Source organism: Chryseobacterium sp. PTM-20240506 (assembly GCF_048296755.1).
GTDB lineage: Bacteria > Bacteroidota > Bacteroidia > Flavobacteriales > Weeksellaceae > Chryseobacterium > Chryseobacterium proteolyticum.
Genome location: NZ_CP182581.1, coordinates 2173575 through 2196955 on the forward strand (window position 1 = coordinate 2173575; position 23381 = coordinate 2196955).

A 23381-nucleotide genomic window follows, 5' to 3' on the forward strand; every position below is an offset into this window, starting at 1 on the left:
ACAAAATAAAAAAAAGCCCAGAAAGAAAATCTGGACTCTTGAAAGAATATATAAAGTAAAAATTAAAAATTATATCGAACTCCCAGCTGTGCCTGGAATCTTGATGCAAACTGATCAATCGTATAAGGCAACCCCGGAGATTTGAAATTATAGGTTGGATCTCCAGCTCCCGGCTGTCCCGCTGCCACATTTCCAACTTTAGTTAATCCAACACTTGCTGTTGAATTAAAAGTATTCGGTACAAAATAGATCTTACCCCAATCCTTATTCAACAGATTGGTGAAGTTGATGATACTTAAAGAAATCTGGATATTATTTTTAGACTTCCGGCTCAGTCTGATCTCATCCATAATTCTGATATCTGCCTGAATATTCCAAGGAGTAAAGTCTCCGTTTCTCTGAGTAAACGTTCCTCTTCTGCTGCTCAGGTATTTATTATTATTAACGAAGCTTTCATAATCAGCCACCTGCTGTTGGGCTGTTACCAAAACATTCCCTGCAGCATCTTTTATCGGAACAATATACTTAGCAGCTTCAGCAGCATCTTTAAAGATATATGCCAATCCGGCAGCTTGTCCTGTATTAGCAATCGTACTGTTTACAAAGCCCCATGAGAAAGGATTTCCTGACTGAGCATTGAAATATACGTTGGCCGACAATCTGTTGGACTCTGAAACATTGAAACCATATCCGAGATTGGCAACAATTCTATTTTTAATAGCAAAGTTAGAAGTTGTCAACTGAGGATTATTAGGTGTAAGGGATTGATTCATCTGCCAGTTACTTTCCATTGAGTTTCTGATCCCGTTGGTAATATCTTTAGCATCTCCGTAAGTATATGCTGCAAAGAAGTTAAATCCGAAATTATAAGATTTAGAAATCTGTGCTGTTATATTATACCTGTAACCTTCTTTCGTATTGGATAACATGTACGCATTAGAAAAATTACTGTTGATATTCGTTGTATAAATAGGCATTTGGTGATTCACGTCATAACTGTAATACGTTACGTTATCCGTTTTATTCACCTGCTGGAATTTCAGATCATAAAGTACTTTAGTATAAATACCTTCTAATGTCAACTTATATCCTCCAACGGTATAATCTACTCCTAATGAACTTCTCCACACTTTAGGCATTTTGAAGTTATTATCAATAAGGTCTACCTGAACTTTGGAAGAGTTTTGCCAATTAGCAAAGTTTCCGCTTACCAATGGGTCTCCATTAGCTGCCATTTGAGCTGCCGTCGGACCATTATAATCATAACTTCCGAAACCTACTCCATCATTATAATAAGCATAACCCAGCCATGCAAACGGTATTCTTCCTACGAAAATACCAGACCCCCCTCTTAATACAACTGATCTGTTTTCTGTAAGATCCAAAGTAAATCCTAATCTTGGAGACAATGTGGGTTTATTAAGATATTTGTTTGTAAGCTGATTTAATGGTGTATAGCTGTAGGTATTCCCCATATTAGGATCGGTAGGAGAATTAGTAACTTTTGAACTCAAAAGAGGTTTGTTTGGTAAATCAGTATAATCTACTCTTACACCCGGAGATAAACGGAGTCTTCCTAAATTAATCTCGTCCTGAAGGTATAATGAAAGAAGGTTCACTTTATATGATGCATACGGATTATTAAACAGCGTCTCTCTGCTGTCTCCATTGAAAGGATAAGTCCCTCTTATCCTTGCTGGTTTTGAGTTATAAAAATCATCAAGATTCTTATAAGAGATTCTTCCGTTCAATGCATTTACAAAACCATAATCGATATTGTATAATTCATTATGCGTTCCTAATAAGAAAGTATGATTTCCTGTCTTATACGTTAAATTATCGGTGATCTCAAATGTTTTCTGCTTCATATTGAAAACCGTTGCCTCTCTATCATTTCCTAATAAAATAGTTCCTCCATTATACCCTATTTCCACTTGTGGAAACATAGCGTTGGAAGAAGTAGGATCCCTGTAATCATTAATAGAAGAATATCCTAATACTAAGTTATTATTCCATTTATCATTAAAACGGCTTTTTAGTTCCAAAGTCGTCGTTGAAGCATTGTTCTTTTGAATATAGTCCATGCTTGAAAACCTGAAATTGGCACCATCTCTTTCAAGGTTGGAAGCCTGGGAGAATACAGTGTTATTTTTAATGGACAATGTATGTTTATCATTAATCTTCCAGTCTAATTTGTTGAAAAGCTTTGCACTTTCAGAAAAATTAGTGTACTGATTAAAGCTTCCCACATTAAAGCCATACTTGGTTCGAACAAAATCTGAGATCTGTTGAGCAACAGCGTTATTAACCAACGCATTAGGATCATCAGCATTATAAAAAACAGGATCTTTTCTTTTTGTATATTCAAGATTGGTGAATAAAAACACCTTATCTTTAACGACAGGTAATCCTACTCTCCCTCCATAAATAAAATCCTGAAAAGAGCTTGGCATTTTTGAATTATCTCCTACCCTATTTCTTCCTGTAATAGCAGCATTACGTCCGTATACATAAAAAGATCCTTCCACATTATTACTACCACTACGTGTAACGGCATTGATACTTCCTCCAAGGAAATTTCCTAATTTCACGTCATAAGGAGCAATATAAACCTGTACATCCTGAATCGCATCCAAACTAATTGAGTTGGAACGTGTACTACTTCCCGGCATTCCCGATGTTCCCGTTTGTCCACCCAAAGACGGACTAAAACCAATCGCGTCGTTATTGATCGACCCGTCAATAGTAACGTTATTATACCTGAAATTGGTTCCGTTGAAAGAGTTGTTAGCACTTTGAGGGACCAACTTAGTAACATCCTGGATACCCCTGTTAATATTTGGAAGTCCGGAGATCTGAGCCTGGCTAATTGCAACTCCGTTTTTCACAGTGGTTCTCTTCGAGGTAAGCTTTATCTCGTCGATCACTTTTTCTCTGTTTTTGATTTCTACTACAGGCAAATCATTACTTCCTAATGAAAGCTGTAAATTAGTATTCGAGTAGATAATTTGCGAACCATCGGAAATCTCTATCGTGTAGGGGCCTCCGGGTTGTAGATTATCCAGACTAAATTGTCCTTTGTTATTACTTTTAGTTTCAAAGGTACTGTTGGTGGGAACGTGAACTACTTTTACCGTAACTTCAGAATTTACCCCTTTTAATCTTCCGAAAATTTTAGAGCTGGTTTCTTGTGAAAACGCTAAGCCAAAAGACAAAACAGCAAAAGCACAGATCAATTTTCTCTTCATATTTTTATACTTCTAAATTTTATGGCAAAATTAGAAGCAACAATCATGAAGTGTGGTAACATACAGTTAACATTATATAACATAATGTTTAATATTTCCTTAAAAAAAACTTAATTGCTTAAAGTAAATATGTAAGATGAGATCTAGGTAACATTTTACAAATAAATCTTTTACCGCATTGAAGCTATTTTAAGATATATGAACACAATATGAACAACGTTCATTTTACTAAATCAATGCCTTGATAAAAAAGGAAAACATGGTAGAGGCACTCATCAGTATTTGTACGGATAACAAATATAGTATTAATACTATAGTAGTATTTCTAAGTTGCTAGGTTTAAAAATATAGTACTTTTGTAAGGTTGAGGTTTATAATTTCCTTCATTGGATATATCCTTATTAAAATTAGCAACCCCTTAAAAACACAATATGTACAAAATGCTATTTATCTTCTGTGTAAGCTTTTCCTGCATGGCTTATTCTCAGAACCTTAATTTTACAGATGCCAAATTTAAGGCCTTACTACTAACTTCAGGTCCGGGTAGTCAGATTGCAAAAGACATCAATGGCAACAATATTAAAATTGATGCAAATGGAGATGGACAGATTCAGCTTACTGAAGCCCAGCAAGTAAAAACTTTAAATATAAAGTTCAATGTGCTTCCCACTTACAATAGTCTTCCAAACCAAATCACTGATGCTCTTTTATTCCCCAATGTCGAAGAACTTTACATCCATGACACAAAATCAGCGGTCATTAGTTTTGTTAACAACAATAAAATTAAAAAAGTTCTTTACACCGGAAATGGTGGATTTGTAAACAATTTAGGAGTTAGCCACCGTGTTCCTATTGTTTTTTCATTCGATAATTGTGGTGCCGTAGAGAATGTGAATGACTTTGTTGCAGACATCAATTTATCTCCTTACGACCCCTCCACAATTTTGAGATATAAAAACTGCCTTCTCATCAAGGATGATATTGTCTTAAACAATAAAAACATTAAGGAGCTTCATATCAAAAACTGCAATGTAAAAACGCTCACCTTCACATCCTGTAAGCGTTTAAATAAGATCAGTGTTCCAAATTTAAATTCACTGACCAAAATTTCAGTTTCCGGATCTACCGGAACCATATTACCATCCGGAAATCAGAATATCCACCTTGTTGCGAAATCTTGTACAAACCTGGAAGAAGTTATAGCAGATACGGATCATTATGAAACCACCGGAGCTTATTTTACTTCCGTAGATCTAAACGGCTGTACTTCGTTAAAAAGGATCAAAGGTCTTAATGCATCCTCAATCAATTTTTCCAATGCTGGATTAATCAATTTAGAAGAGCTTGATGCATCATTCTACAACCGGTATGGCTATTATACTACTTCAGGAGTATATTTTGGAAATGTAACCTCTTTGGATGTATCCGGACTTCCCAAATTGAAAATACTAAAAGCTTTCAATCAGCCAATAACCAATGCTACTTTTAATAGTGCGGCTGCTTTGGAAGATATGGACATCACAAATTCCTGTGGCTACATGGCTGTTTTGAATGTAGACAATCTTACCCATCTCCAAACTCTGAAAGCAGATATTCCCGGTGATCTGAATTTCCTGAATCCACATACTGATCTGCAGCAGATTTCTGCACAAAACTGTATTTCTTTGGTCAATCTATCGATAAAAGGAAATAAAGACCTGAAAAGCTTAGACCTTCAGAATTGTTCGGCTATACAAACATTGAACCTTGGACCTAATTTACCAGGCAACTCACCTTTTGATACCTTTACGGAATTAAATAGCCTTAATATCAATCAATGTACCTCCTTAAGGGAATTAGGTATTGCTAACACAAAAATTTCTACGATAGACCTTTCACAATGTACACAATTGGAATCTGCTGATCTTGAATATAATTCATTAGTAAACAATATTAACTTTTCACAAAACGTTCAACTCAAGTACCTTACTCTGAGAAGCTGTCCGCTCATTACTAATCTGAATTTATCGGATTGCAACGTTTTAGAAGCTATTGCATTCTTTAACATGTCCGGATTAGCCCAGGTGAATATCAAAAACAATGCATTGGAAGGTTGTGACTTTTCCGGATACAATAGTAATTTAACCATTTGTGTTGATCCTGCTCAACTTACCGATCTTCAAACTATGTATCCGGACATTAATTTCAGTACCAATTGCCCGGCTACTACCAATTCAAAAAATACGAAGCTAGACCATATAATAACCAAAATTGATGTATTTCCTAATCCTGTAAAAAATATCCTTCAGATAAGATCCCCTGAACCCGTGAATACAATAGATATATTTGACAGTATGGGGAGATCAGTATCACATCAGAGCTGTGGCAAAGGAGATTGCACTATTAATACGTCAGGTTATCCTGCAGGAATTTATCTTATCAAAATAAAGGCGAAATCTACTGAAATTTCAAAAAAAATAATAAAAAACTGATTCCCTTTTCCTTGATATCTTTAGCTTAAATTCATAAAATAATTGTCTTATTTTTATTTTATATTTGTTAGATACTTAATTCTTAAAAACTTCAAATATGAAATTCGGACAAGTAGAAGATCCTTCAAAAATAGATTTTACATTACCCAAAGATCACAGCAGAACCAAAGAGATCCTTAAACAAAATAAAAAGGGATTAGAGAATATCTCCATCGGATGTGCCAAATGGAATAAAACCGACCTCAAAGGATTTTATCCAAAAGGAACGAAAGACGAATTAACCTATTATGCTACCCAGTTCAATTCTATAGAACTCAATGCGACATTCTACGGAATGCCAACTCCTGATCAGGTATTGACATGGAAAGAAAAAACACCAGCAGGGTTTAAATTTTTCCCAAAGATTACCAATACGGTTTCCCATTTCAGGAGATTAATTGATGTTACAGAACCTGTAACCCAATTTGCAACATCGGTTCTTAATTTTGATGAAAAACTGGGTATGGTATTTCTTCAGCTTCATGATAACTTTAAACCAAAAGATTATGACAGATTAGAGAAGTTTGTCAAAGAATGGCCAAAAGAAGTCCCACTAGCTATAGAGCTCAGAAATACGGAATGGTTTAATGATGAAAACATTTTAAATACAACCTGCGATCTTTTTGAAGCCCATCATATCACTAATATTATTGTAGATACTGCCGGAAGAAGGGATATGCTTCATATGCGTCTTACCACTCCCAATGCTTTCATCCGTTATGTAGGAGCAAATGCAGAAAGTGACTACGAAAGATTGGATGATTGGTTAAAGCGGGTTACACAATGGAAAAAAGAAGGCCTCCAAAATTTATACTTTTTCGTCCATCAGAATATTGAAAAGGCGTCCCCTTTATTATCTGCTTATCTCATCAAAAAAATGAATGAGGAATGGAAAACCGACCTCCATGTGCCTCAAATGGCAACAGAAAGTATCCAAAGTTTATTTTAGCATAAAAAAAATATTCAGCTATTTAATCATTTAATTTAAGATTTTATAGCTTTTTTTTATGTTTTAACAGTAAATATATCACTGTTTGGTGTGAAAAATTTTTTATCAGCAAAAGGCAATATTTTTCACTAATAAATGATATATTGTAAGGTATAAAACCCTTATTACCAACTGTAAAAATCAAAACTATGGAAAAGGAAATATGTACTATTAGCATTACAAACAATTCTCTTGGTGACAATTACACCTTTTACGAAAATGAGAAGATTAAAAGAATCTACGACAGTACCAGCCAGCATCAGGATGTAACAGAATGGCTGACCTATGACCAGATCAGCAGTCAAAGCAAGGATAAGCTCATCAAAAACTGTCCGGAAGAGCTTAAAGAAAAAATCATGATAATTTTAAATTATCCGTGATGTAACAAGAGACATCGACACTATATTTAACTAAAAAAGAAGATGATCTGCTGGCTTCAGCAGATCATCATTTATTTTGAAAGGTTTACATTTATTTTTTAATTCTAAAAAGCAAGACCAAATTCAGAAATAGCAAAAGAAAATCGAGAGATACCCAGATTCCCAGTTTTACATTTTCATAATTATAGGCTTCCACCTGCTTTTTAGCAATTTCAGATAATTTTACACTTTGATTGATATAGTTGTTCACCTCAACGATCTGATCAATATTTTTGTTAGGAACAGAATGCTGTGAAAAATAAACCAGGTTTTTCTTTCCTAAATATCCGATAACCCAATACTCATCAGACTTATCCATCTTGAGGTATTCTATCCTGTAATATTCCGGGCGTATCTTTCCAATGTGCTTTGCCTCGTGCATTGCATTTTTATCCGGATTATTGACGTTGATGACATAAAAATCCAGGGTCTGAGGAAGTTTATTAATAACCTGCAAACCAACGGAATTACTCACCACTCCAACAGCACTTTTCTTGATAAACCAATAAGTGAATACCGAGATTGAAAAAATAAGCGTTGCGATACGGAACAGTTTTGCCCATTCAGCACCTTTTCCTGATTTTACCTTAGATAAAATAAGAGAGAGAACAGAACAAAGAAAGATAACAAAGATGATTAATCCCATGCTGCAAATATACTGATTTAAGAATTTTAAGAAAGAACGTTAATCAACATTCCACTCTTTATAAAACTGATCAAGAAATTGAAGCATCACCTCATGCCGTTCCTGAGCCAGTTCTTTTCCTTTCTCTGTGTTCATTAAATCCTTTAAAAGTAATAATTTCTCGTAGAAATGATTGATTGTAGTGCCGTCAGATTTTTTGTATTCCTCTTTCGACATATTCAGCTTTGGCTTAATATCCGGATGGTACATCAGGTTATTTTTAAATCCACCGAAATTAAAGGTTCTTGCAATACCTATTGCTCCTATAGCATCCAAACGGTCTGCATCCTGAACAATCTTTAATTCAATAGGTAAATTCTGCGGAGCTTCTCCCCTGTTTTTAAAAGAAATATTCTTAATAATAAAAAGGACCTGCCCGATAATTTCTTCTGAAACATGCTGTTCTTCCAAAAACTCACGGGACACTTTTAACGCAATTGTTTCATCACCATCATGAAATTTGGGATCTGCTATATCGTGAAGCAAAGCTCCTAATTCTACAACTTCTTTGTTACAGTTTTCATTTTCAGCAATTTTTCTGGAAAGCTTCCAGACTCTTTCGATATGAAACCAATCATGTCCTGCTTCTGCTCCTTTAAGTTTTTCTTTTACAAAATCTATTGTCTTTTCAATTACACTACTCATTATGTACTAATTCATTTAAAATAATATTCCAAAGCTTCTTGTTATAGCTTCTGAAAAAATTAACATGTCCTATTTCTCCTTTTTCAGATTCTGAAGTTTTTACCAGGCGATATGTCGGTTTAAGATTGGGATACGTGTCGTTTAATAGACTCTTTACACCTTTATCCGTAAGCCAGACATCATCTTCTGCCCTGATTACAAAAACTTTTTGAGTCAATTTTTTAGAATAATCATCAATTTTCTCCAGTAAACCGTTTGTTGATTTTTTATTCAAAATTAAGGTTCTCCAATCATAAGCGCAATTTTTAGGAAGACTTTCTCCAAGTCCAAACCAATGAGCCGGAAAATAACCCAGAAGCTGCGTGGCTAAAGGCTGGACAATCCCAAATCCAAGATAAGCTTCTATTTTTGTCCTGAATTTCAGATTCCCAACAAACGCATTTTGTGTTCCCACAAAAAAGAATTCTTTAAACATCTCCGAATCCTTATTCATCCCAAGGATCAATGCTCCAACAGAATGTCCCAGGCAATATTTCTCATATCCTGTAAAGCGGATTCTGATGTAGGTGGTTACTGCTTTATAATCCCGGGAACCCCAGATTCGCATGGAAGCCTCGAAGCCTTTCATCTGCTCCGGTTTTGAAAGCCCGATTCCCCGATAATCATACGTGATCACTGTAAATCCCTGTTCTGAAAAATATTGTGCAAAGGAAAAGTAAACGTGCTGTTTTACGCCCGTGGCAGAATTGATTAGTAATAATTTATTATTGCTCTGTTCCGGCAGGAAAAGGTGGGCGACAATAGAAATTTGATCTGTGGTTTTTAGAATTAGTTTTTCCATAGTGTAAAAAGAAAAAATCCACTCAAAAGTGGAAATTTTTACTGTTTATTTTATGTTAATTATATACTTTCGATATGTACCAAATAGCTTTAAATAACATAATCGGACATTCTAGGCAATCCGGTTTGCGATCCTTTTCTCGTAGAAACTTTTAAAGAAACTTCATTTCCAAACTTTACACACTCCTCAATAGGATTATTATGACACAAGGCTATGGCAAATCCGGATGTAAATGCATCTCCCATTCCCATTTTATGTACCGTTTTATTATCGTTATGGTTTCTGAAGTATTTCATTTCAGTTCCATCAAAATAAATCGTGGAATTCGTATCATCTCTTACAAAAACTTTATTAAAATATTTTTCAAGAACCCGCTCTTTTTCCTCCTCACCAAAAACAATATAGAGTTCACTACTTTTTACGATTACAAAATCTACATTTTCCAGTACTTCTTCGCTAAGCTTCATAGCAGGTGAAGCATAGAGACCAACTTTTTTTCCGTATTTTTTTGCTTTTCTAATGGTATATTCAACAACTTCTATAGAAACTTCTAACTGAACCAGGATAAGATCTGCTGTAGGAAAATACCGGTCTGCATCTTCAATATGTTTGGTACTTAAAAGCTTATTTGCAGCCGGTACCACAACAATGGCAGCATTACCATCAGAAGTCGTCACATAAGCTGTTCCTGTAGCTTCTTTGTCTGTTTCTGCAACAAATCCCACATTCACATTTTCATTCACCAGATTACGCATAATTTGCTGTCCCAGTGGGTCCATTCCCACACATCCAATGAAATAAACACTGGCTCCCAATCTTGCAGTTCCTACAGCCTGATTGGCTCCTTTTCCACCAAAATAACTATCCGAATTAATGGCTAAAACAGTATCGTTAGGAGCCGGAAGTTTTTCAGTTTCCAGAACAAGATCTATGGAAGAGCTGCCAACAACTATAATTTTGGGTTGTACTGAGGAAAAGTTCATTGCGGTTAAATTGGTTTATACAAAAATAAAAAATTAGGAATACTAATATAACAATAATTAACTTATTTCAATAAATTCCGTAACTACCTTTACAGGCGCATTATTTTTATCATACGCGATATAGCTGGCATAGAAACCTTCTCCATATCCTGTCTCGAAAGCAAAGATAGTTCCCGGATGCTCATCCGCAGGTTTCAAAAAGGCATATTGATCGATCGCTCCGTTTTCATCGAAAAAATATTCGTGGAAAAACTCCTCATAAATTCCCATAAAATCGGCACCTTTACTGTGATACAATCTTTTTTCCAGTTCATTAAGTTTTTCCTGGGTATCAACATCCATAAAACACCCCATCCCACTTTCTACAGGATAACCAAATATCTCACCCTCTGCAAGGTCTTTTATATCCTGACCGGAAGTAGTTGCCAATTTCCATTCTGTGATTTCTGAGTGACTGAAAATAATTTCAGCATAGGCTACGCAGCTACTTTCTCTCTCCTTATGTAAAAGAACTGCAAAATCCCCTTTTGGGAAATCTGTAGTAAAAGGCTGCATATCATTTGTGATCAAAGGGTCGCAAGCTACCAATTTCCCACTGGAAAGGTAAATTTTCCCAACCTCAAAGCTTTCTAACAATGGACTTTCTACAAAATCTCTTGAAAACAGCTTTTTTATATTCTCTACGTGCGTCATTTTTATTGTCTTTATTTATTGGTGATGAGCTGATCCGCTTACAAGTTATTTTGGCAGCTCATCTGCTCTTCAGATATTGTGTCTGAACTACTGTATTAAATTCACAAAAGAAGACAAGTTAAACTGGTCTTCTTTTATGGATATAGTTTCCGGGATTGTCCGGATTGATATTTGTTTTATTTCAAGATAAGTGCCAAAAGATTTATAAGCTCTTCAGCTTCTCTTCCAAAATAGCAATTTTATCCTGTGCATCTTTCTGTTTCTTACGCTCCGCTTCTACAACTTCTGCTTTAGCATTGGCAACAAATTTTTCGTTGGAGAGCTTTTTTTCTACAGAAATTAAAAATCCTTTCAAATACTTTATTTCGTCTTCCGTTTTTGTTTTCTCCTCAGCAAGATCCAGGTTTTCGCTCAATGGAATGGACACTTCGGTAGAACCTACCAGGAATGTAAAACTTGGTTTATTTGTTTTTTCACCAAAATAAATGTCTGAAATATTCGCCAGTTTTCTGATAACAGCTTCATTGGCAAACACTGAAGAACCCGTATAAATTTCAGCTGCCTCTTTAGGAGAAATCCCCTTCGTCTGGCGATAGTTTCTAACTCCTGAAATAAGTTCCTGAGCCATTTCAAAGTTTTTGATAATAGTCTCATTAAATTCTCCTGCTTTTTTCTGCTGAGAGATAATCAACGCTTCCTCTATACTTCTTTCCGAAATCGTTTGCCATAATTCTTCCGTAAGGAATGGCATAAAAGGATGAAGTAATTTCATTAATTCTTCAAAGAAATAAATAGTCTTTTCGTATACTTCTCTTGAAATCCCTTCACCATAATTAGGTTTGATAGCCTCCAGATACCACGAACAGAAATCATCCCAGATTAATTTATAAACCAAATGCAAAGCATCAGAAATTCTGAATTTCTCAAACTGATCATTAATTTCAGCAATCGCTTTGTTCAATTTATTTTCGAACCACTCTATTGTCTGGTTTTCCGTTACGTTTGCCGGTTTATCTTCATGATTCCACATATTGATTAATCGGAAAGCACTCCATATCTTGGTCATGAAATTTCTCCCCTGAAGCATAAGATCTTCGTCAAAAAGGAGATCATTTCCCGCAGCAGCACTTAGTAAGATTCCAACACGCACACCATCAGCGCCATATTTATCAATTAATTCCAAAGGATCCGGTGAGTTTCCTAAAGACTTGGACATCTTTCTTCTTTGCTTATCTCTAACAATACCGGTAAAATAAACGTTTTTAAAAGGAACTGTCTTTTTATATTCTAATCCGGCCATGATCATTCTCGCTACCCAGAAGAAAATAATATCCGGACCTGTTACCAGATCAGAAGTAGGATAATAATACTGAATATCTTTATTTTCAGGATCAAGAAGTCCGTCAAATACAGACATAGGCCATAACCATGATGAGAACCAGGTATCTAAAGCATCCTGATCTTGTGTAAGGCTTTCAGCTGTAAGATTTTGGTTCCCTGTTTTTTGTTTTGCTAATTCTAAAGCTTCTTCTTTTGTTTCTGCAACTACAAAATCTTCATCTCCGCTTCCATAATAATAAGCAGGGATCTGCTGCCCCCACCAAAGCTGGCGGGAAATATTCCAGTCACGGATGTTTTCCATCCAATGTTTATAGGTATTTTTGAATTTTTCAGGATAAAACTTAATTTCATCGTCCATTACTACATCCAAAGCAGGCTGAGCAAGTTCAGACATTTTCAGGAACCATTGAACAGAAATTTTAGGCTCGATCACTGCTCCTGTTCTTTCAGAAGTACCTACCTTATTTACATAATCCTCAGCTTTTAAAAGGAGATCTTTTTCTTCCAGTTCTTTTGCAATCTGTTTTCTTACCTCAAACCTGTTTTTCCCGGCATAATGTAATCCATACTCATTAAGATTTCCATCATCATCTAAAGCATCAATCATTTTCAACTGATGTTTTTGCCCGATCTCGTAGTCATTGGTATCGTGAGCAGGAGTAATTTTCAGTGCCCCGGTTCCAAATTCAATATCCACATATTCATCTTCAATGATAGGTATCGCACGGTTCACGATAGGTACGATCACATTTTTACCTTTCAGGTGAGCATATCTTTCATCATTAGGATTGATACAAACAGCAGTATCCCCAAAGATTGTTTCAGGACGCGTCGTCGCAACAGAAAGGAATTCTTCTGAACCTTCTATTTTATATTTCAGGAAATATAATTTCCCGTTCTGTTCTTTAAATATTACTTCCTCATCAGATATGTTCGTTTTTGCTTCCGGATCCCAGTTAACCATTCTGTAGCCTCTGTAGATCAATCCTTTATTATAAAGATCAACAAAACTTTTAATTACCTGTGCTGAAAGCTTATCCTCCATCGTAAACCTGGTTCTGTCCCAGTCGCATGAACAACCCAATTTCTTCAGCTGTTCGAGGATGGTTCCCCCATATTTGTCAGTCCATTCCCATGCATGTTTTAAAAACTCCTCACGGGTAATATCAGATTTATTGACTCCCTCAGATTTCAGTTTAGCAACAACTTTAGCTTCAGTAGCAATTGAAGCGTGATCTGTTCCCGGAACCCAGCAGGCATTAAAGCCCTGCATTCTTGCACGGCGGACCAGAACATCCTGAATGGTATTGTTCAACATATGTCCCATATGTAAGATCCCCGTCACGTTTGGCGGAGGAATTACGATGGTATATGGTGGCTTGTCATTAGGCTCCGAATGGAAAAACTTGTTTTCCAACCAGTAGTTGTACCATTTTTGTTCTGTTTCCTGTGGATTATACTTTTCTGAAATCTGCATAAATTCTATTTCTTTAGCTTACAATTTGCAAAAATAGCTTAAAGAAAAAAAATTTTCAGTATGAATTAAAATAATTTTTAACTTTGTTTCTTAAAGTTTATCTAAACAAACATATTAACATTCAAGAATATGAAAAAATTAATTGCAGGAATTGCACTATTTGGAACATTTGCTATTGCATCTGCACAAACTATTACTTTTGATAAAACCACTTTCGATTATGGTACTATTAAGCCTAGTGCAGACGGTACAAGATTTTTTACAGTAACTAACACAGGTGATAAGCCTTTGGTAATTTCTAACGTAAAACCTTCTTGTGGATGTACAACTCCTGAATTTAGTACAGATCCTGTAATGCCAGGAAAATCTGCTAAAATCAAAGTTGGATACAATACGACAATCAACGGACCATTCAACAAAATGATTGAAGTATTTTCTAATGACCCGGCAAACAGCAGAAGTGTAATTTACATCAAAGGAAATGTAGATGCTAACGCTCCTGAAGTTGCAGCTACTCCTGCAAAGGTTGAAACTGCAGCAGATGCTAAAGCGGCTAAAAAAGCGGCTAAGGCAGCGAAAAAAGTTGCTGCGGCAAAATAAGCTCTACTCAGAAAAAATAAAAAAACCGTCTACATGTAGACGGTTTTTTTATTACATTTATTTCAAATATATAAGTTATGGACACCAATTTCTCAGACGATTTTGAAGTAAAAGGAAAATTTTCCATCAAAAAAACCTCAACGGAATACAAGGGACCTCTTACTAAACAAGAAGGACAGGCAATGCTGGCTATAGAAAAAGAAAAACTTCGTAACCTTCAGGAGAAGTTGTATGCGGATGGAAGCCAGTCTCTCCTTATCATCTTACAGGCGATGGATGCCGCAGGAAAAGACAGTCTTATTGAGCATGTGTTTGGTGGAGTAAATCCACAGGGCTGTAATGTAACAAGTTTTAAAACCCCAAGTTCAAAGGAATACGCCCATGATTTTTTATGGAGACATTATATTGCACTACCTCAAAAAGGAATGATCGGAATCTTTAACCGTTCACATTATGAAAGTGTTTTGGTTTGTAAGGTGCACCCGGAATACAACCTCAGTGAAAAAACATGGAAGTCCGTAAAAGATTTTGACGCCAAATTCTGGGAAAACAGATATGAGAGTATAAGAAATTTCGAAAAACACCTCTCTCAGAACGGAACTAAAATCATTAAAATATTTTTAAATGTTTCAAAAAAGGAACAAAAGCAAAGGCTGCTGGACAGAATTAACGAGCAAGAAAAAAACTGGAAGTTCTCGGCTGCTGATCTTCCGGAAAGGGCATTGTTTGATCAATATATGAGCGCTTATGAGCAGGCTATTAATGAGACTTCAAAAGATTATGCTCCGTGGTACGTATTACCTGCAGACAATAAATGGTTTGCAAGAGTAGCCGCTATCCAGATCATTATTGATGCATTAGAAAAGATGGACCTTAAATATCCGGCACTTTCTGATAAGGACAAGAAAGGACTTGTTGATGCTAAAAAAGCCCTTGAGAACGAATAGCATCATAAACAATGCTTCAACTTGTAAAATTCATATTTTCAAGTCGATATTAATTATCTTAACAGGCTCAGAAATACAAAAGCGGGGAATAATCCCCGCTTTATTTATAGTCATTTCGTTATCTAAAAAAATCACGAGAAAATCTATAAGCCGGATTTTGTACTTCCTGAGAAGTGCCTGTTATTTATCTGCGTCTTACATTGCTGCAAAACTTTTGCTGATTACCCCTCGGCTTTCAGAGCGAGCAACTCCTATTTTCATTACTGAAAAGAACCGATATACTTATCATTGCACCGCAAAGAGTTTACCTGGTTTCACTACAGCCGAACTGTACTTGCTTTCTGTTGCACTTGTCCTACCCTCACGGGTGACGGATGTTATCCGCTTTGCTGCTCTATGGTGTCCGGACTTTCCTACCCTTGCCGAAACAAAGATCAACAGGCCGATTTTCTCGTGGGCGCAAAGATACGAATTAAAGGCTTTACATTATATGTTATGACGATTACTTATAAGTCTGCCGAACAATACGCTTTCTTAATCAAAGACAAACAATCCGATAAAGCTTAAGTATATGGTAAGTGCCGATTACCAAAACTTGCAATTTATAATTCATAACCCTTCACTAATTAGCACATTATTATTATCTTCGTGCCGTTATACATCTAATTGTGATTTCCAGAGAAAAAGAATTTGCGCAGCTCATAAAAGATAATCAGGGATTGATTATCAAAGTTTCGCGTCTTTATACCAATTCTCTGGAAGATGAAGAAGATCTCTTTCAGGAAATTGTCCTGCAGCTTTGGAGAAGCTATGACTCCTTTAAAGGGAACTCAAAGATCTCCACATGGATGTATCGTGTTGCCTTAAATACAGCCATTACCCTTTTCAGAAAAAAAAGCAAGAGCCTTCCTACAAATGAACTGGACATCAATCATAAAGACTTCATTGAGGATGATGATGAAAAACAACAGCAGATTTCACTTCTATACACAGTGATCAAGACATTGCCTAATGTAGAAAGAGCTATTGTAATGATGTATTTAGATGATTTGCCCTATAAGGATATCGCAGAAAACCTCGGGATAACTGAGGTAAATGCCCGTGTGAAAATGAACAGATTAAAGAAAACCCTTAAAGAACAGATGGAAAAATATGCCTGATTTTGATTTAGACAGCTTTAAGAAAACATGGCAGGAACAGCCTGTTCAGCAAAAATACGACAATAGTGAGATTCTTAATATGCTCAACAGAAAGTCACGTAACTACGTGAAATATATTTTCTGGATCAGTGTTTTTGAATTTTTACTTTTCTCCGTAATGGGGCTATTTTATTTCTTTCAGGGAGAAGAAACCAATGGATTCCTCAACGTTTTAGAAAAACTGGGTGCTCGAAAAACTCCCGAAGTGGAAAACAGTTTTGACAAGATATATCTGATCCTTAAGATTCTTAGTTTACTTGTTACTGCCTATTTTGTCTATAAATTTTATCAGAATTATCGAAGAATAAAAATCGAAGAAAACCTTAAAGGCCTTATTACCCGAATTATTAAGTTCAAGAAGACGGTTAATGCCTTTATTTTAATCAGTATTGTTTTACTCGTTGCTTTTACTTCTATTTTTACAGTCTTTATTTTTTATGCGTTAAACTCTCAAAATGTAGAACCTGCCAACTCGGCCGTTATCATTTTCATCATAGGTACTGTATTGAGTACCGGACTGTGTGTTTTGCTGATCTGGTTATACTACAGACTTGTTTATGGAATTATCATGAGAAAACTTGATAAGAATCTTGCACAGCTAAGAGACATTGATTCTCTGGAAAATTAACTTTTCCCAGGCGCTATCTTAGGATTTATTTGTTATTTTAGATCAATAAATCTTTTTGTATGGCTTTATCTTATGTATCCGGAGCTTCAAATATTCCTTTACTTGGAGAAACAATCGGTAAAAACCTTAAAAGAACAGTTGAAAAATACCCTGATCATGAAGCTTTAGTTTCTGTTCAGCAGAACTATCGAGCAAGCTACAAAGAATTTTATGACCAGACCACAGCCGTTGCTAAAGCTCTTATTCACTTAGGCACAAAATCTGGTGACAGGATAGGAATCTGGTCTGCCAACAGGTATGAATGGGTATTGCTTCAATATGCTACTGCAAGAATTGGCAGCATTTTAGTGAATATAAATCCTGCATACAGAACTCACGAACTTACATACGTTCTCAATCAGTCAGAAGTTCGTTTTATCTTTTCTTCTTTATCCTTTAAGACCAGTAATTATAAAGAAATGGTTGAATATGCAAAGGAAGTATGCCCTACATTGGAAGGTGCTATTTTCTTTGACGACAGTTGGGAACAGTTTCTGGAAAAAGGAAATTCAGTTTCCGATGAAACCTTACGAAATTTTGAAGAAAATATCGAATTTGATGATCCCGTTAATATCCAATATACATCCGGTACAACCGGTTTTCCCAAAGGAGTTACCCTTTCCCATCATAATATCCTGAATAATGGTTACTTTATCGGAATACGGCTGCATTACACAGAAAAGGATAGAGTTTGTATTCCAGTACCGTTTTATCATTGCTTTGGAATGGTTATAGGAAATATTTGTTGTACTGCACATGGCGCCTGTATTGTAATTCCCAATGAGAGCTTTGATCCGGATATTACCCTACAGGTGGTTTCTGATGAAAAATGCACGTCATTGTACGGAGTTCCTACCATGTTTATCGCCGAATTGGCAGTAAAAGATTTTAATACATTTGATTTCTCTAATTTAAGAACCGGAGTTATGGCCGGGTCTGTATGTCCACCAGAAATCATGAAAAAGGTGGAAAGTCTTATGAATATCAAAGAAATGAGTATTTGCTATGGAATGACGGAAACCTCACCGGTTTCAACCCAGACATTAATAGGAACATCTTTAGAAAAACAGGTAAGTACCGTGGGTACCGTTCAGGATCACCTTGAAATAAAAATCATAGATGAGAATGGCAGAACTGTGGAACGTGGTGAGCATGGCGAACTTTGTACCCGGGGATACTCTGTAATGCTCAAGTACTGGAATGATCCGGAAAATACAAGAAAGGTTATTGATGATGCCCGATGGATACATACCGGCGACCTTGCTGTAATGGATTCTGAAGGTTATATTACCATTTCCGGAAGAATAAAAGATCTCATTATCCGTGGCGGTGAAAATATTTCCCCAAAGGAAATTGAAGATTTTCTATATACCTATCCCAACATCCTGGATGTACAGATTATAGGTGTTCCCAGCGAAAAGTTCGGAGAAGAAGTAATGGCATGGGTGAAGGTGAGGAATGGCTTTGATGTGACCGAAGATGAACTTCTCAACTACTGTACAGGGAAGATTGCCCATTACAAGATTCCTAAATACTGGAAATTTGTAGAAGAATTCCCAATGACGATTTCAGGAAAAATAAGAAAGGTTGAAATGCGTGAAATCTCTGTCAAAGAATTAAAACTAGACCACTTAAGGAACAATTAATATATCCATAAAAAATGCCCGGCTCTCCGGGCATTTATATTTTTTAAAGTTCTTTTCTTAATCTTGCAACTGGAATGTTAAGTTGTTCCCTGTATTTTGCAATTGTTCTTCGGGCAATATTATATCCCTGTTCTTTTAAGATAACTACTAAGGCGTCATCGGTAAGAGGCTTTCTTTTATTTTCTTTACTGATCACTTCCTGAAGATGAGTTTTAATTTCTTTAGTAGAAACTTCTTCTCCATCATCGTTCGTTAAACTGTCAGAAAAGAGGTCTTTAAGATAAATAATACCGTTTGGTGTATCAGCATATTTACTTTTTACTACTCTTGAAATCGTAGAAATATCAAAACCTGTGATATCTGCAATATCTTTAAGAATCATCGGTTTTAAAGATTTTTCATCTCCGGTAATAAAATATTCCTTCTGAAACTTTACAATAGCCGTAATCGTCTGCAATAAGGTATTCTGGCGCTGGTTGATTGCATCAATATACCATTTCGCTGCATCCAGCTTTTGTTTTATAAATAATGCAGCTTGTTTATGCTCCGAAGAGTTTTTATCATGAGAATAGGTGGTAAGGATATCTTTATACTCCTCAGAAACCCTTAATGTAGGTGCATTCTTACTATTAAGCATCGGAATAACCACTCCATCCTTCACCTGAATTACAAAATCCGGGATAATTTCCTGATTGATCGTTATCGTTTGCGTATCAAAATTACCTCCGACTTTAGGAGATAGTTTCGAAATTTCTTCCAGAGCATCTTTCAGATCTTCTTCTTCGATATCATACTTCTGGATGATTTTATTATAATGCTTATTGGTTAAAGCATCAAACTGATGTCTCAAAATATTAGCTGCTAAAGAAACAGCTTTATCCGAACTTACTTTCTTCTCGATTTGCAGAAGAAGACATTCCTGTAATCCCCTCGCTCCTACTCCCGGCGGGTCCAGTTTCTGTACATAATTTTCCAGAATATCTTCAGCCTTTTCTATAGTTGTATAAATACCCTGTGAGAAAGCAAGATCATCTACAATAGACTTGATCTCCCTTCTAAGGTATCCATCGGTATCCAGATTCCCAATGATATACTCGGCAATTTTTATATCCTCAGGATTGATGTTGGCCAGGTGGATCTGTTCCAATAGATAATCGTATAGAGACTGCCCCTCGGTCAGAAGGCTTTCATTATCGAATTCCTCATCGTCCGCAGAATAATTACTCGAAGCAGTTTTATAGCTTGGCTCATCGTCATAGATATATTCATTCACATCAAAATCAGTTTCAATGCTTTCATTTCCTTCATTCTCATAAGAATCCTCAAGAGAAGCATAATCATCCTCTTTAGATTCCTCCTTTGCGATTTCCAGGGCTGGGTTTTCTTCTAACTCTCTTTCCAGTTCCTCTTCAAATTCCAAAGTATGAAGTTGAATCAGCTTCATTAATTGGATCTGCTGAGGAGCCAACTTTTGTCCTAGTTTGAGTTGTAAGTGTTGTTTAAGCATATTACTCTTTGTGTTTTAACATAAGATATTCCACGAATTTAATCAATTTTTTTTAAAAATTTCATATTTAGCATGATTTTTGCATTATATAATTTAACATAATAAGCTATTATTAAAAATAAAAAAGCCTTAAATTAAATTTAAGGCTTTTTTTGTATCTAGAATTCAGCACTTTTCGGCGTTCTTGGAAAAGGAATCACGTCTCTGATATTCGTCATCCCTGTTACAAAAAGAACAAGCCTTTCCAGACCTAATCCAAATCCTGAGTGAGGTACCGAACCAAATTTTCTGGTATCCATATACCACCAAAGTTCTTCTTCCTCAACATGCATTTCCTTCATTTTCTGTCTAAGAACCTCAATTCTTTCCTCTCTTTCAGAACCTCCGATGATTTCTCCGATTCCAGGGAAAAGAACATCCATTGCTCCTACTGTTTTGTTATCATCATTCAAACGCATGTAGAATGCTTTGATATCTTTTGGATAGTCAAAAAGAACGACCGGGCTTTCAAAATGTTTCTCTACCAGGAACCTTTCATGCTCAGACTGGAGATCGGCCCCCCAGCTTTCGATTGGGAACTGGAATTTTCCTTTCTTATTCTCTTTAGAATTCAATAATATTTCAATAGCTTCCGTATAGCTTACACGCATAAAACGTTTAGCCACTACATTTTGAAGCTTTTCTATAAGACCTTCTTTAGCTCTTTCCTTTTCAGGCTTAGCTTTTTGTTCTTCGGCAAATCTTTTATCTAAAAATTCAAGATCATCTTTACAGTTATCCAATACATACTGGATCACATATTTCAGGAAATCTTCTGCCAGATCAATGTTATCTTCAAGGTTGTTGAAAGCAACCTCTGGCTCTACCATCCAGAATTCCGCAAGGTGACGGGTAGTATTTGAATTTTCAGCACGGAACGTAGGTCCGAAGGTATAAATTCTTCCCAATCCCATAGCAGCAGTTTCGCCTTCCAGCTGTCCGGAAACAGTAAGATTGGTCTGCTTTCCAAAGAAATCCTGACTATAATCAATAGCTCCATCTTCTGTTCTCGGAATATTATTCAGATCAAAACCAGTCACCCCGAACATCTCTCCCGCTCCTTCAGCATCTGCACCTGTAATGATCGGTGTATGAATGTTGAAAAACTGATTTTTGTTAAAGAATGAATGAATAGCAAAAGTTACCGCATGACGTACTCTGAATACAGCACCAAATAAATTGGTTCTGAATCTTAAATGCGCCTGCTCACGAAGTTTTTCCAGACTGTGTTTCTTTGGCTGAAGAATCGTTGTCTGTAGCTCCTCCGTAAAGTTATCTCCTAAAATAACAATCTTCTTAGCAATAATCTCTACCGTTTGTCCTGCACCCTGGCTTTCAACAACCTCTCCTACCACTTTTAGGGAAGAAGCTGTACTGATCTTATTAATAAGAGCCTCATCAAAATTTTCAAAATCAACAACTATTTGCAAATTATTAATTGTAGATCCATCATTTAATGCTATAAAGCGATTTGAACGGAAAGCTTTTACCCAACCGTATACCGTAATGTCATGATGTAATACCTTTTTGTAATCCTGTAGGATTTCTTTAATCGTTTGCTTTTTCATTTGTTGATTATAAATTTTCGTATAAAAATTAATGTCTGCAAAGTTACAAAAAAACAGCGCAAGTTGATGATTGCGTCGTCTTTAAAAAATCACCGACCCATTATGTAATAAAAAACCTATTTTTCATATTCAATTTAGTTAAAGAATATCGTTTTTTTCCTTTGTTTACCTCTTCTTATTTTCCAGGCATGATAGGAGCTTGGAATATCATATTCCCATTTTGGAAGAAGTAAAATGATTAAGATCACATCAATATGGGAAATCAACCCCAGACCAAGTGACAGATAGAAAGCCCAAGTGATTTCCTGAAATCCAATGAGGTATGTAAAGGCAATCAACAGACTTACTCCCCACATCTTTGCAAGAAAAGCGTGTGTACAGGTCTCTTTTCCAAATTTCCAGATGCTAATTATATAACACAGAGCCTCCATAATAAAAATCAGAAGAATACCTGTCCATTCCTTTTTTATCAGTTCAGGATTCAGAATATATGATGAGACTCCTAAAGAGAGCCAAAAAATAAGATCTGTCTGGCTATCCAGCCTTCTTAATTTTTCAGAGGAAACACCTGTCTTTCGGGCAACAATTCCATCAAAAATATCTGTTAATAGTCCAATATACATCAATACTAAGATTAAAGACCTGAATCCCTCACCTTTCAAATAGCTTAATAAGAGGACAGTTGGAGCAATAAAAAACCGTATTGCGATAAGTATGTATGGTAACTTTTTCATGATGCACTGTTTTTAAAATTTAAAATGTATACTTGTTTCTATTGAAAAAGAATTAAAACCGGATGGAACTGCGTTTTTCTGTAAAAGCCTAAAAGGCATATAAGATCCTTGTATCCCCAATCCAAAATTATACTTCCAAAATCTTATTCCCTGACCGATCCTTAATGATGCAATACTTATGGTATTTGTATCGACATATATCGCATTTCCATTGTCTTTTTCTGGCTTATCACCAGGAATACCATTCCCATTAAAGAAAAGGTTATGCATACTCAGTTCACTCACCCATTCTAAGTTCTTATTCTGGACTGGATATTCTTTTACCATTCTTAATCCTATATTCAATAAAAATTCTTTAGATCTGACATGATAAAATTCTCCGTTTTTACCATACTCAAAATCGTATCTGCTTGTGCTATGATAAAAATTTAACCCAAATTCAAGATGAGCTTTATTTTCTTCAATAGGAAACCCATACCAGTAACCTACATAGACACCAGGCATCTGGCTCTCTTTATAAGATGAAAAACTAAGAAAACCTCCCGCTTCGACCATTGATCTCCTCTCCTTCTTTGTAGATTCTGTAAGCAGTTGTGCATGTAGATTGACTACCATTAATACACAAAGAGCTAAAAGTTTCATAT

Annotated in this window: 19 protein-coding genes and 1 other RNA gene; 8 read left to right on the forward strand and 12 right to left on the reverse strand. The window is 35.8% G+C overall.

Features of this window, described 5'->3' with window-relative positions:
• Window positions 1-62 precede the first annotated feature (62 nt).
• A complete protein-coding gene (locus ACNFU2_RS09580) occupies window positions 63-3248 on the reverse strand; it encodes a TonB-dependent receptor (RefSeq protein ID WP_418124735.1) in 3186 nt (1061 codons plus the stop codon).
• Between the two features lie 431 nt (window positions 3249-3679).
• Between ACNFU2_RS09580 and ACNFU2_RS09585 the strand changes: the two genes are divergently transcribed.
• The 3 genes from ACNFU2_RS09585 to ACNFU2_RS09595 all read left to right on the forward strand — a co-directional run bounded on the left by ACNFU2_RS09585 (window position 3680) and on the right by ACNFU2_RS09595 (window position 7126).
• Entirely contained in the window at window positions 3680-5719 is a 2040-nt protein-coding gene (locus tag ACNFU2_RS09585; protein WP_418124737.1) for a T9SS type A sorting domain-containing protein, read from the forward strand.
• A 97-nt stretch (window positions 5720-5816) separates the two neighbouring features.
• Window positions 5817-6707, forward strand: a complete 891-nt coding sequence (locus ACNFU2_RS09590; protein ID WP_172280074.1) for a DUF72 domain-containing protein — start codon at window positions 5817-5819, stop codon at window positions 6705-6707.
• Window positions 6708-6895: 188 nt separating this feature from the next.
• Window positions 6896-7126, forward strand: coding sequence for a hypothetical protein (locus ACNFU2_RS09595; RefSeq protein ID WP_172280076.1), 231 nt, complete (start codon window positions 6896-6898; stop codon window positions 7124-7126).
• A gap of 91 nt (window positions 7127-7217) precedes the next feature.
• On the opposite strand, the gene ACNFU2_RS09600 is transcribed toward ACNFU2_RS09595, so the two are convergent.
• The 6 genes from ACNFU2_RS09600 to ACNFU2_RS09625 form a co-directional block, all read right to left on the reverse strand.
• A complete protein-coding gene (locus ACNFU2_RS09600) occupies window positions 7218-7811 on the reverse strand; it encodes a hypothetical protein (protein ID WP_172280078.1) in 594 nt (197 codons plus the stop codon).
• A gap of 39 nt (window positions 7812-7850) precedes the next feature.
• The gene (locus tag ACNFU2_RS09605) at window positions 7851-8495 is read right to left on the reverse strand and encodes an HD domain-containing protein (RefSeq protein WP_172280079.1); all 645 of its coding nucleotides are present in this window, start codon (window positions 8493-8495) and stop codon (window positions 7851-7853) included.
• The gene (locus ACNFU2_RS09610) at window positions 8488-9336 is read right to left on the reverse strand and encodes a serine aminopeptidase domain-containing protein (protein ID WP_418124740.1); all 849 of its coding nucleotides are present in this window, start codon (window positions 9334-9336) and stop codon (window positions 8488-8490) included. The genes ACNFU2_RS09605 and ACNFU2_RS09610 overlap by 8 nt, the downstream gene beginning before the upstream one ends.
• An 89-nt stretch (window positions 9337-9425) precedes the next feature.
• A complete protein-coding gene (locus tag ACNFU2_RS09615) occupies window positions 9426-10319 on the reverse strand; it encodes a ribokinase (RefSeq protein WP_172280083.1) in 894 nt (297 codons plus the stop codon).
• 57 nt (window positions 10320-10376) lie between these two features.
• Window positions 10377-11012 (reverse strand): DUF4241 domain-containing protein, encoded by a 636-nt coding sequence (locus ACNFU2_RS09620; RefSeq protein WP_418124742.1) that lies wholly within the window; start codon window positions 11010-11012, stop codon window positions 10377-10379.
• A gap of 202 nt (window positions 11013-11214) precedes the next feature.
• Window positions 11215-13830, reverse strand: coding sequence for a valine--tRNA ligase (locus tag ACNFU2_RS09625; protein WP_418124744.1), 2616 nt, complete (start codon window positions 13828-13830; stop codon window positions 11215-11217).
• A 129-nt stretch (window positions 13831-13959) separates the two neighbouring features.
• On the opposite strand from ACNFU2_RS09625, the gene ACNFU2_RS09630 reads away from it, so the two are divergent.
• Together ACNFU2_RS09630 and ACNFU2_RS09635 are read left to right on the forward strand one after the other, a co-directional pair.
• Window positions 13960-14430 (forward strand): DUF1573 domain-containing protein, encoded by a 471-nt coding sequence (locus tag ACNFU2_RS09630; RefSeq protein ID WP_172280089.1) that lies wholly within the window; start codon window positions 13960-13962, stop codon window positions 14428-14430.
• Between the two features lie 77 nt (window positions 14431-14507).
• On the forward strand, window positions 14508-15377 hold the full coding sequence (locus ACNFU2_RS09635) for a PPK2 family polyphosphate kinase (protein WP_273649135.1): 870 nt from the start codon (window positions 14508-14510) through the stop codon (window positions 15375-15377).
• Between the two features lie 130 nt (window positions 15378-15507).
• Here ACNFU2_RS09635 and rnpB read toward each other — a convergent pair.
• Window positions 15508-15831, reverse strand: an RNA gene (gene rnpB / locus ACNFU2_RS09640) — RNase P RNA component class A.
• A gap of 214 nt (window positions 15832-16045) precedes the next feature.
• On the opposite strand from rnpB, the gene ACNFU2_RS09645 reads away from it, so the two are divergent.
• Genes ACNFU2_RS09645 through ACNFU2_RS09655 form a run of 3 tightly spaced genes read left to right on the forward strand, consistent with a single transcriptional unit; the run spans window position 16046 to window position 18889 of the window.
• Window positions 16046-16537, forward strand: a complete 492-nt coding sequence (locus ACNFU2_RS09645; protein ID WP_172280093.1) for an RNA polymerase sigma factor — start codon at window positions 16046-16048, stop codon at window positions 16535-16537.
• On the forward strand, window positions 16530-17204 hold the full coding sequence (locus ACNFU2_RS09650) for a beta-carotene 15,15'-monooxygenase (RefSeq protein ID WP_273649139.1): 675 nt from the start codon (window positions 16530-16532) through the stop codon (window positions 17202-17204). The genes ACNFU2_RS09645 and ACNFU2_RS09650 overlap by 8 nt, the downstream gene beginning before the upstream one ends.
• Before the next feature lie 59 nt (window positions 17205-17263).
• Window positions 17264-18889, forward strand: a complete 1626-nt coding sequence (locus tag ACNFU2_RS09655; protein ID WP_418124748.1) for an AMP-binding protein — start codon at window positions 17264-17266, stop codon at window positions 18887-18889.
• Window positions 18890-18932: 43 nt separating this feature from the next.
• Here ACNFU2_RS09655 and rpoN read toward each other — a convergent pair whose 3' ends face one another.
• The 4 genes from rpoN to ACNFU2_RS09675 all read right to left on the reverse strand — a co-directional run bounded on the left by rpoN (window position 18933) and on the right by ACNFU2_RS09675 (window position 23379).
• On the reverse strand, window positions 18933-20396 hold the full coding sequence (gene rpoN / locus ACNFU2_RS09660) for an RNA polymerase factor sigma-54 (protein ID WP_172280097.1): 1464 nt from the start codon (window positions 20394-20396) through the stop codon (window positions 18933-18935).
• 158 nt (window positions 20397-20554) lie between these two features.
• The gene (gene asnS, locus ACNFU2_RS09665) at window positions 20555-22003 is read right to left on the reverse strand and encodes an asparagine--tRNA ligase (RefSeq protein ID WP_172280099.1); all 1449 of its coding nucleotides are present in this window, start codon (window positions 22001-22003) and stop codon (window positions 20555-20557) included.
• Between the two features lie 134 nt (window positions 22004-22137).
• Entirely contained in the window at window positions 22138-22737 is a 600-nt protein-coding gene (locus ACNFU2_RS09670) for a CDP-alcohol phosphatidyltransferase family protein (protein WP_418124751.1), read from the reverse strand.
• Window positions 22738-22749: 12 nt separating this feature from the next.
• The gene (locus ACNFU2_RS09675) at window positions 22750-23379 is read right to left on the reverse strand and encodes a hypothetical protein (RefSeq protein WP_418124753.1); all 630 of its coding nucleotides are present in this window, start codon (window positions 23377-23379) and stop codon (window positions 22750-22752) included.
• Window positions 23380-23381 lie beyond the last annotated feature (2 nt).

Bases quoted from the DNA above. Each gene is read 5' to 3' on its own strand.
- ACNFU2_RS09580 (WP_418124735.1), bottom strand. From the start codon at position 3,248: ATGAAGAGAAAATTGATCTGTGCTTTTGCTGTTTTGTCTTTTGGCTTA.
- ACNFU2_RS09585 (WP_418124737.1), top strand. From the start codon at position 3,680: ATGTACAAAATGCTATTTATCTTCTGTGTAAGCTTTTCCTGCATGGCT.
- ACNFU2_RS09590 (WP_172280074.1), top strand. From the start codon at position 5,817: ATGAAATTCGGACAAGTAGAAGATCCTTCAAAAATAGATTTTACATTA.
- ACNFU2_RS09595 (WP_172280076.1), top strand. From the start codon at position 6,896: ATGGAAAAGGAAATATGTACTATTAGCATTACAAACAATTCTCTTGGT.
- ACNFU2_RS09600 (WP_172280078.1), bottom strand. From the start codon at position 7,811: ATGGGATTAATCATCTTTGTTATCTTTCTTTGTTCTGTTCTCTCTCTT.
- ACNFU2_RS09605 (WP_172280079.1), bottom strand. From the start codon at position 8,495: ATGAGTAGTGTAATTGAAAAGACAATAGATTTTGTAAAAGAAAAACTT.
- ACNFU2_RS09610 (WP_418124740.1), bottom strand. From the start codon at position 9,336: ATGGAAAAACTAATTCTAAAAACCACAGATCAAATTTCTATTGTCGCC.
- ACNFU2_RS09615 (WP_172280083.1), bottom strand. From the start codon at position 10,319: ATGAACTTTTCCTCAGTACAACCCAAAATTATAGTTGTTGGCAGCTCT.
- ACNFU2_RS09620 (WP_418124742.1), bottom strand. From the start codon at position 11,012: ATGACGCACGTAGAGAATATAAAAAAGCTGTTTTCAAGAGATTTTGTA.
- ACNFU2_RS09625 (WP_418124744.1), bottom strand. From the start codon at position 13,830: ATGCAGATTTCAGAAAAGTATAATCCACAGGAAACAGAACAAAAATGG.
- ACNFU2_RS09630 (WP_172280089.1), top strand. From the start codon at position 13,960: ATGAAAAAATTAATTGCAGGAATTGCACTATTTGGAACATTTGCTATT.
- ACNFU2_RS09635 (WP_273649135.1), top strand. From the start codon at position 14,508: ATGGACACCAATTTCTCAGACGATTTTGAAGTAAAAGGAAAATTTTCC.
- ACNFU2_RS09650 (WP_273649139.1), top strand. From the start codon at position 16,530: ATGCCTGATTTTGATTTAGACAGCTTTAAGAAAACATGGCAGGAACAG.
- ACNFU2_RS09655 (WP_418124748.1), top strand. From the start codon at position 17,264: ATGGCTTTATCTTATGTATCCGGAGCTTCAAATATTCCTTTACTTGGA.
- rpoN (WP_172280097.1), bottom strand. From the start codon at position 20,396: ATGCTTAAACAACACTTACAACTCAAACTAGGACAAAAGTTGGCTCCT.
- asnS (WP_172280099.1), bottom strand. From the start codon at position 22,003: ATGAAAAAGCAAACGATTAAAGAAATCCTACAGGATTACAAAAAGGTA.
- ACNFU2_RS09670 (WP_418124751.1), bottom strand. From the start codon at position 22,737: ATGAAAAAGTTACCATACATACTTATCGCAATACGGTTTTTTATTGCT.
- ACNFU2_RS09675 (WP_418124753.1), bottom strand. From the start codon at position 23,379: ATGAAACTTTTAGCTCTTTGTGTATTAATGGTAGTCAATCTACATGCA.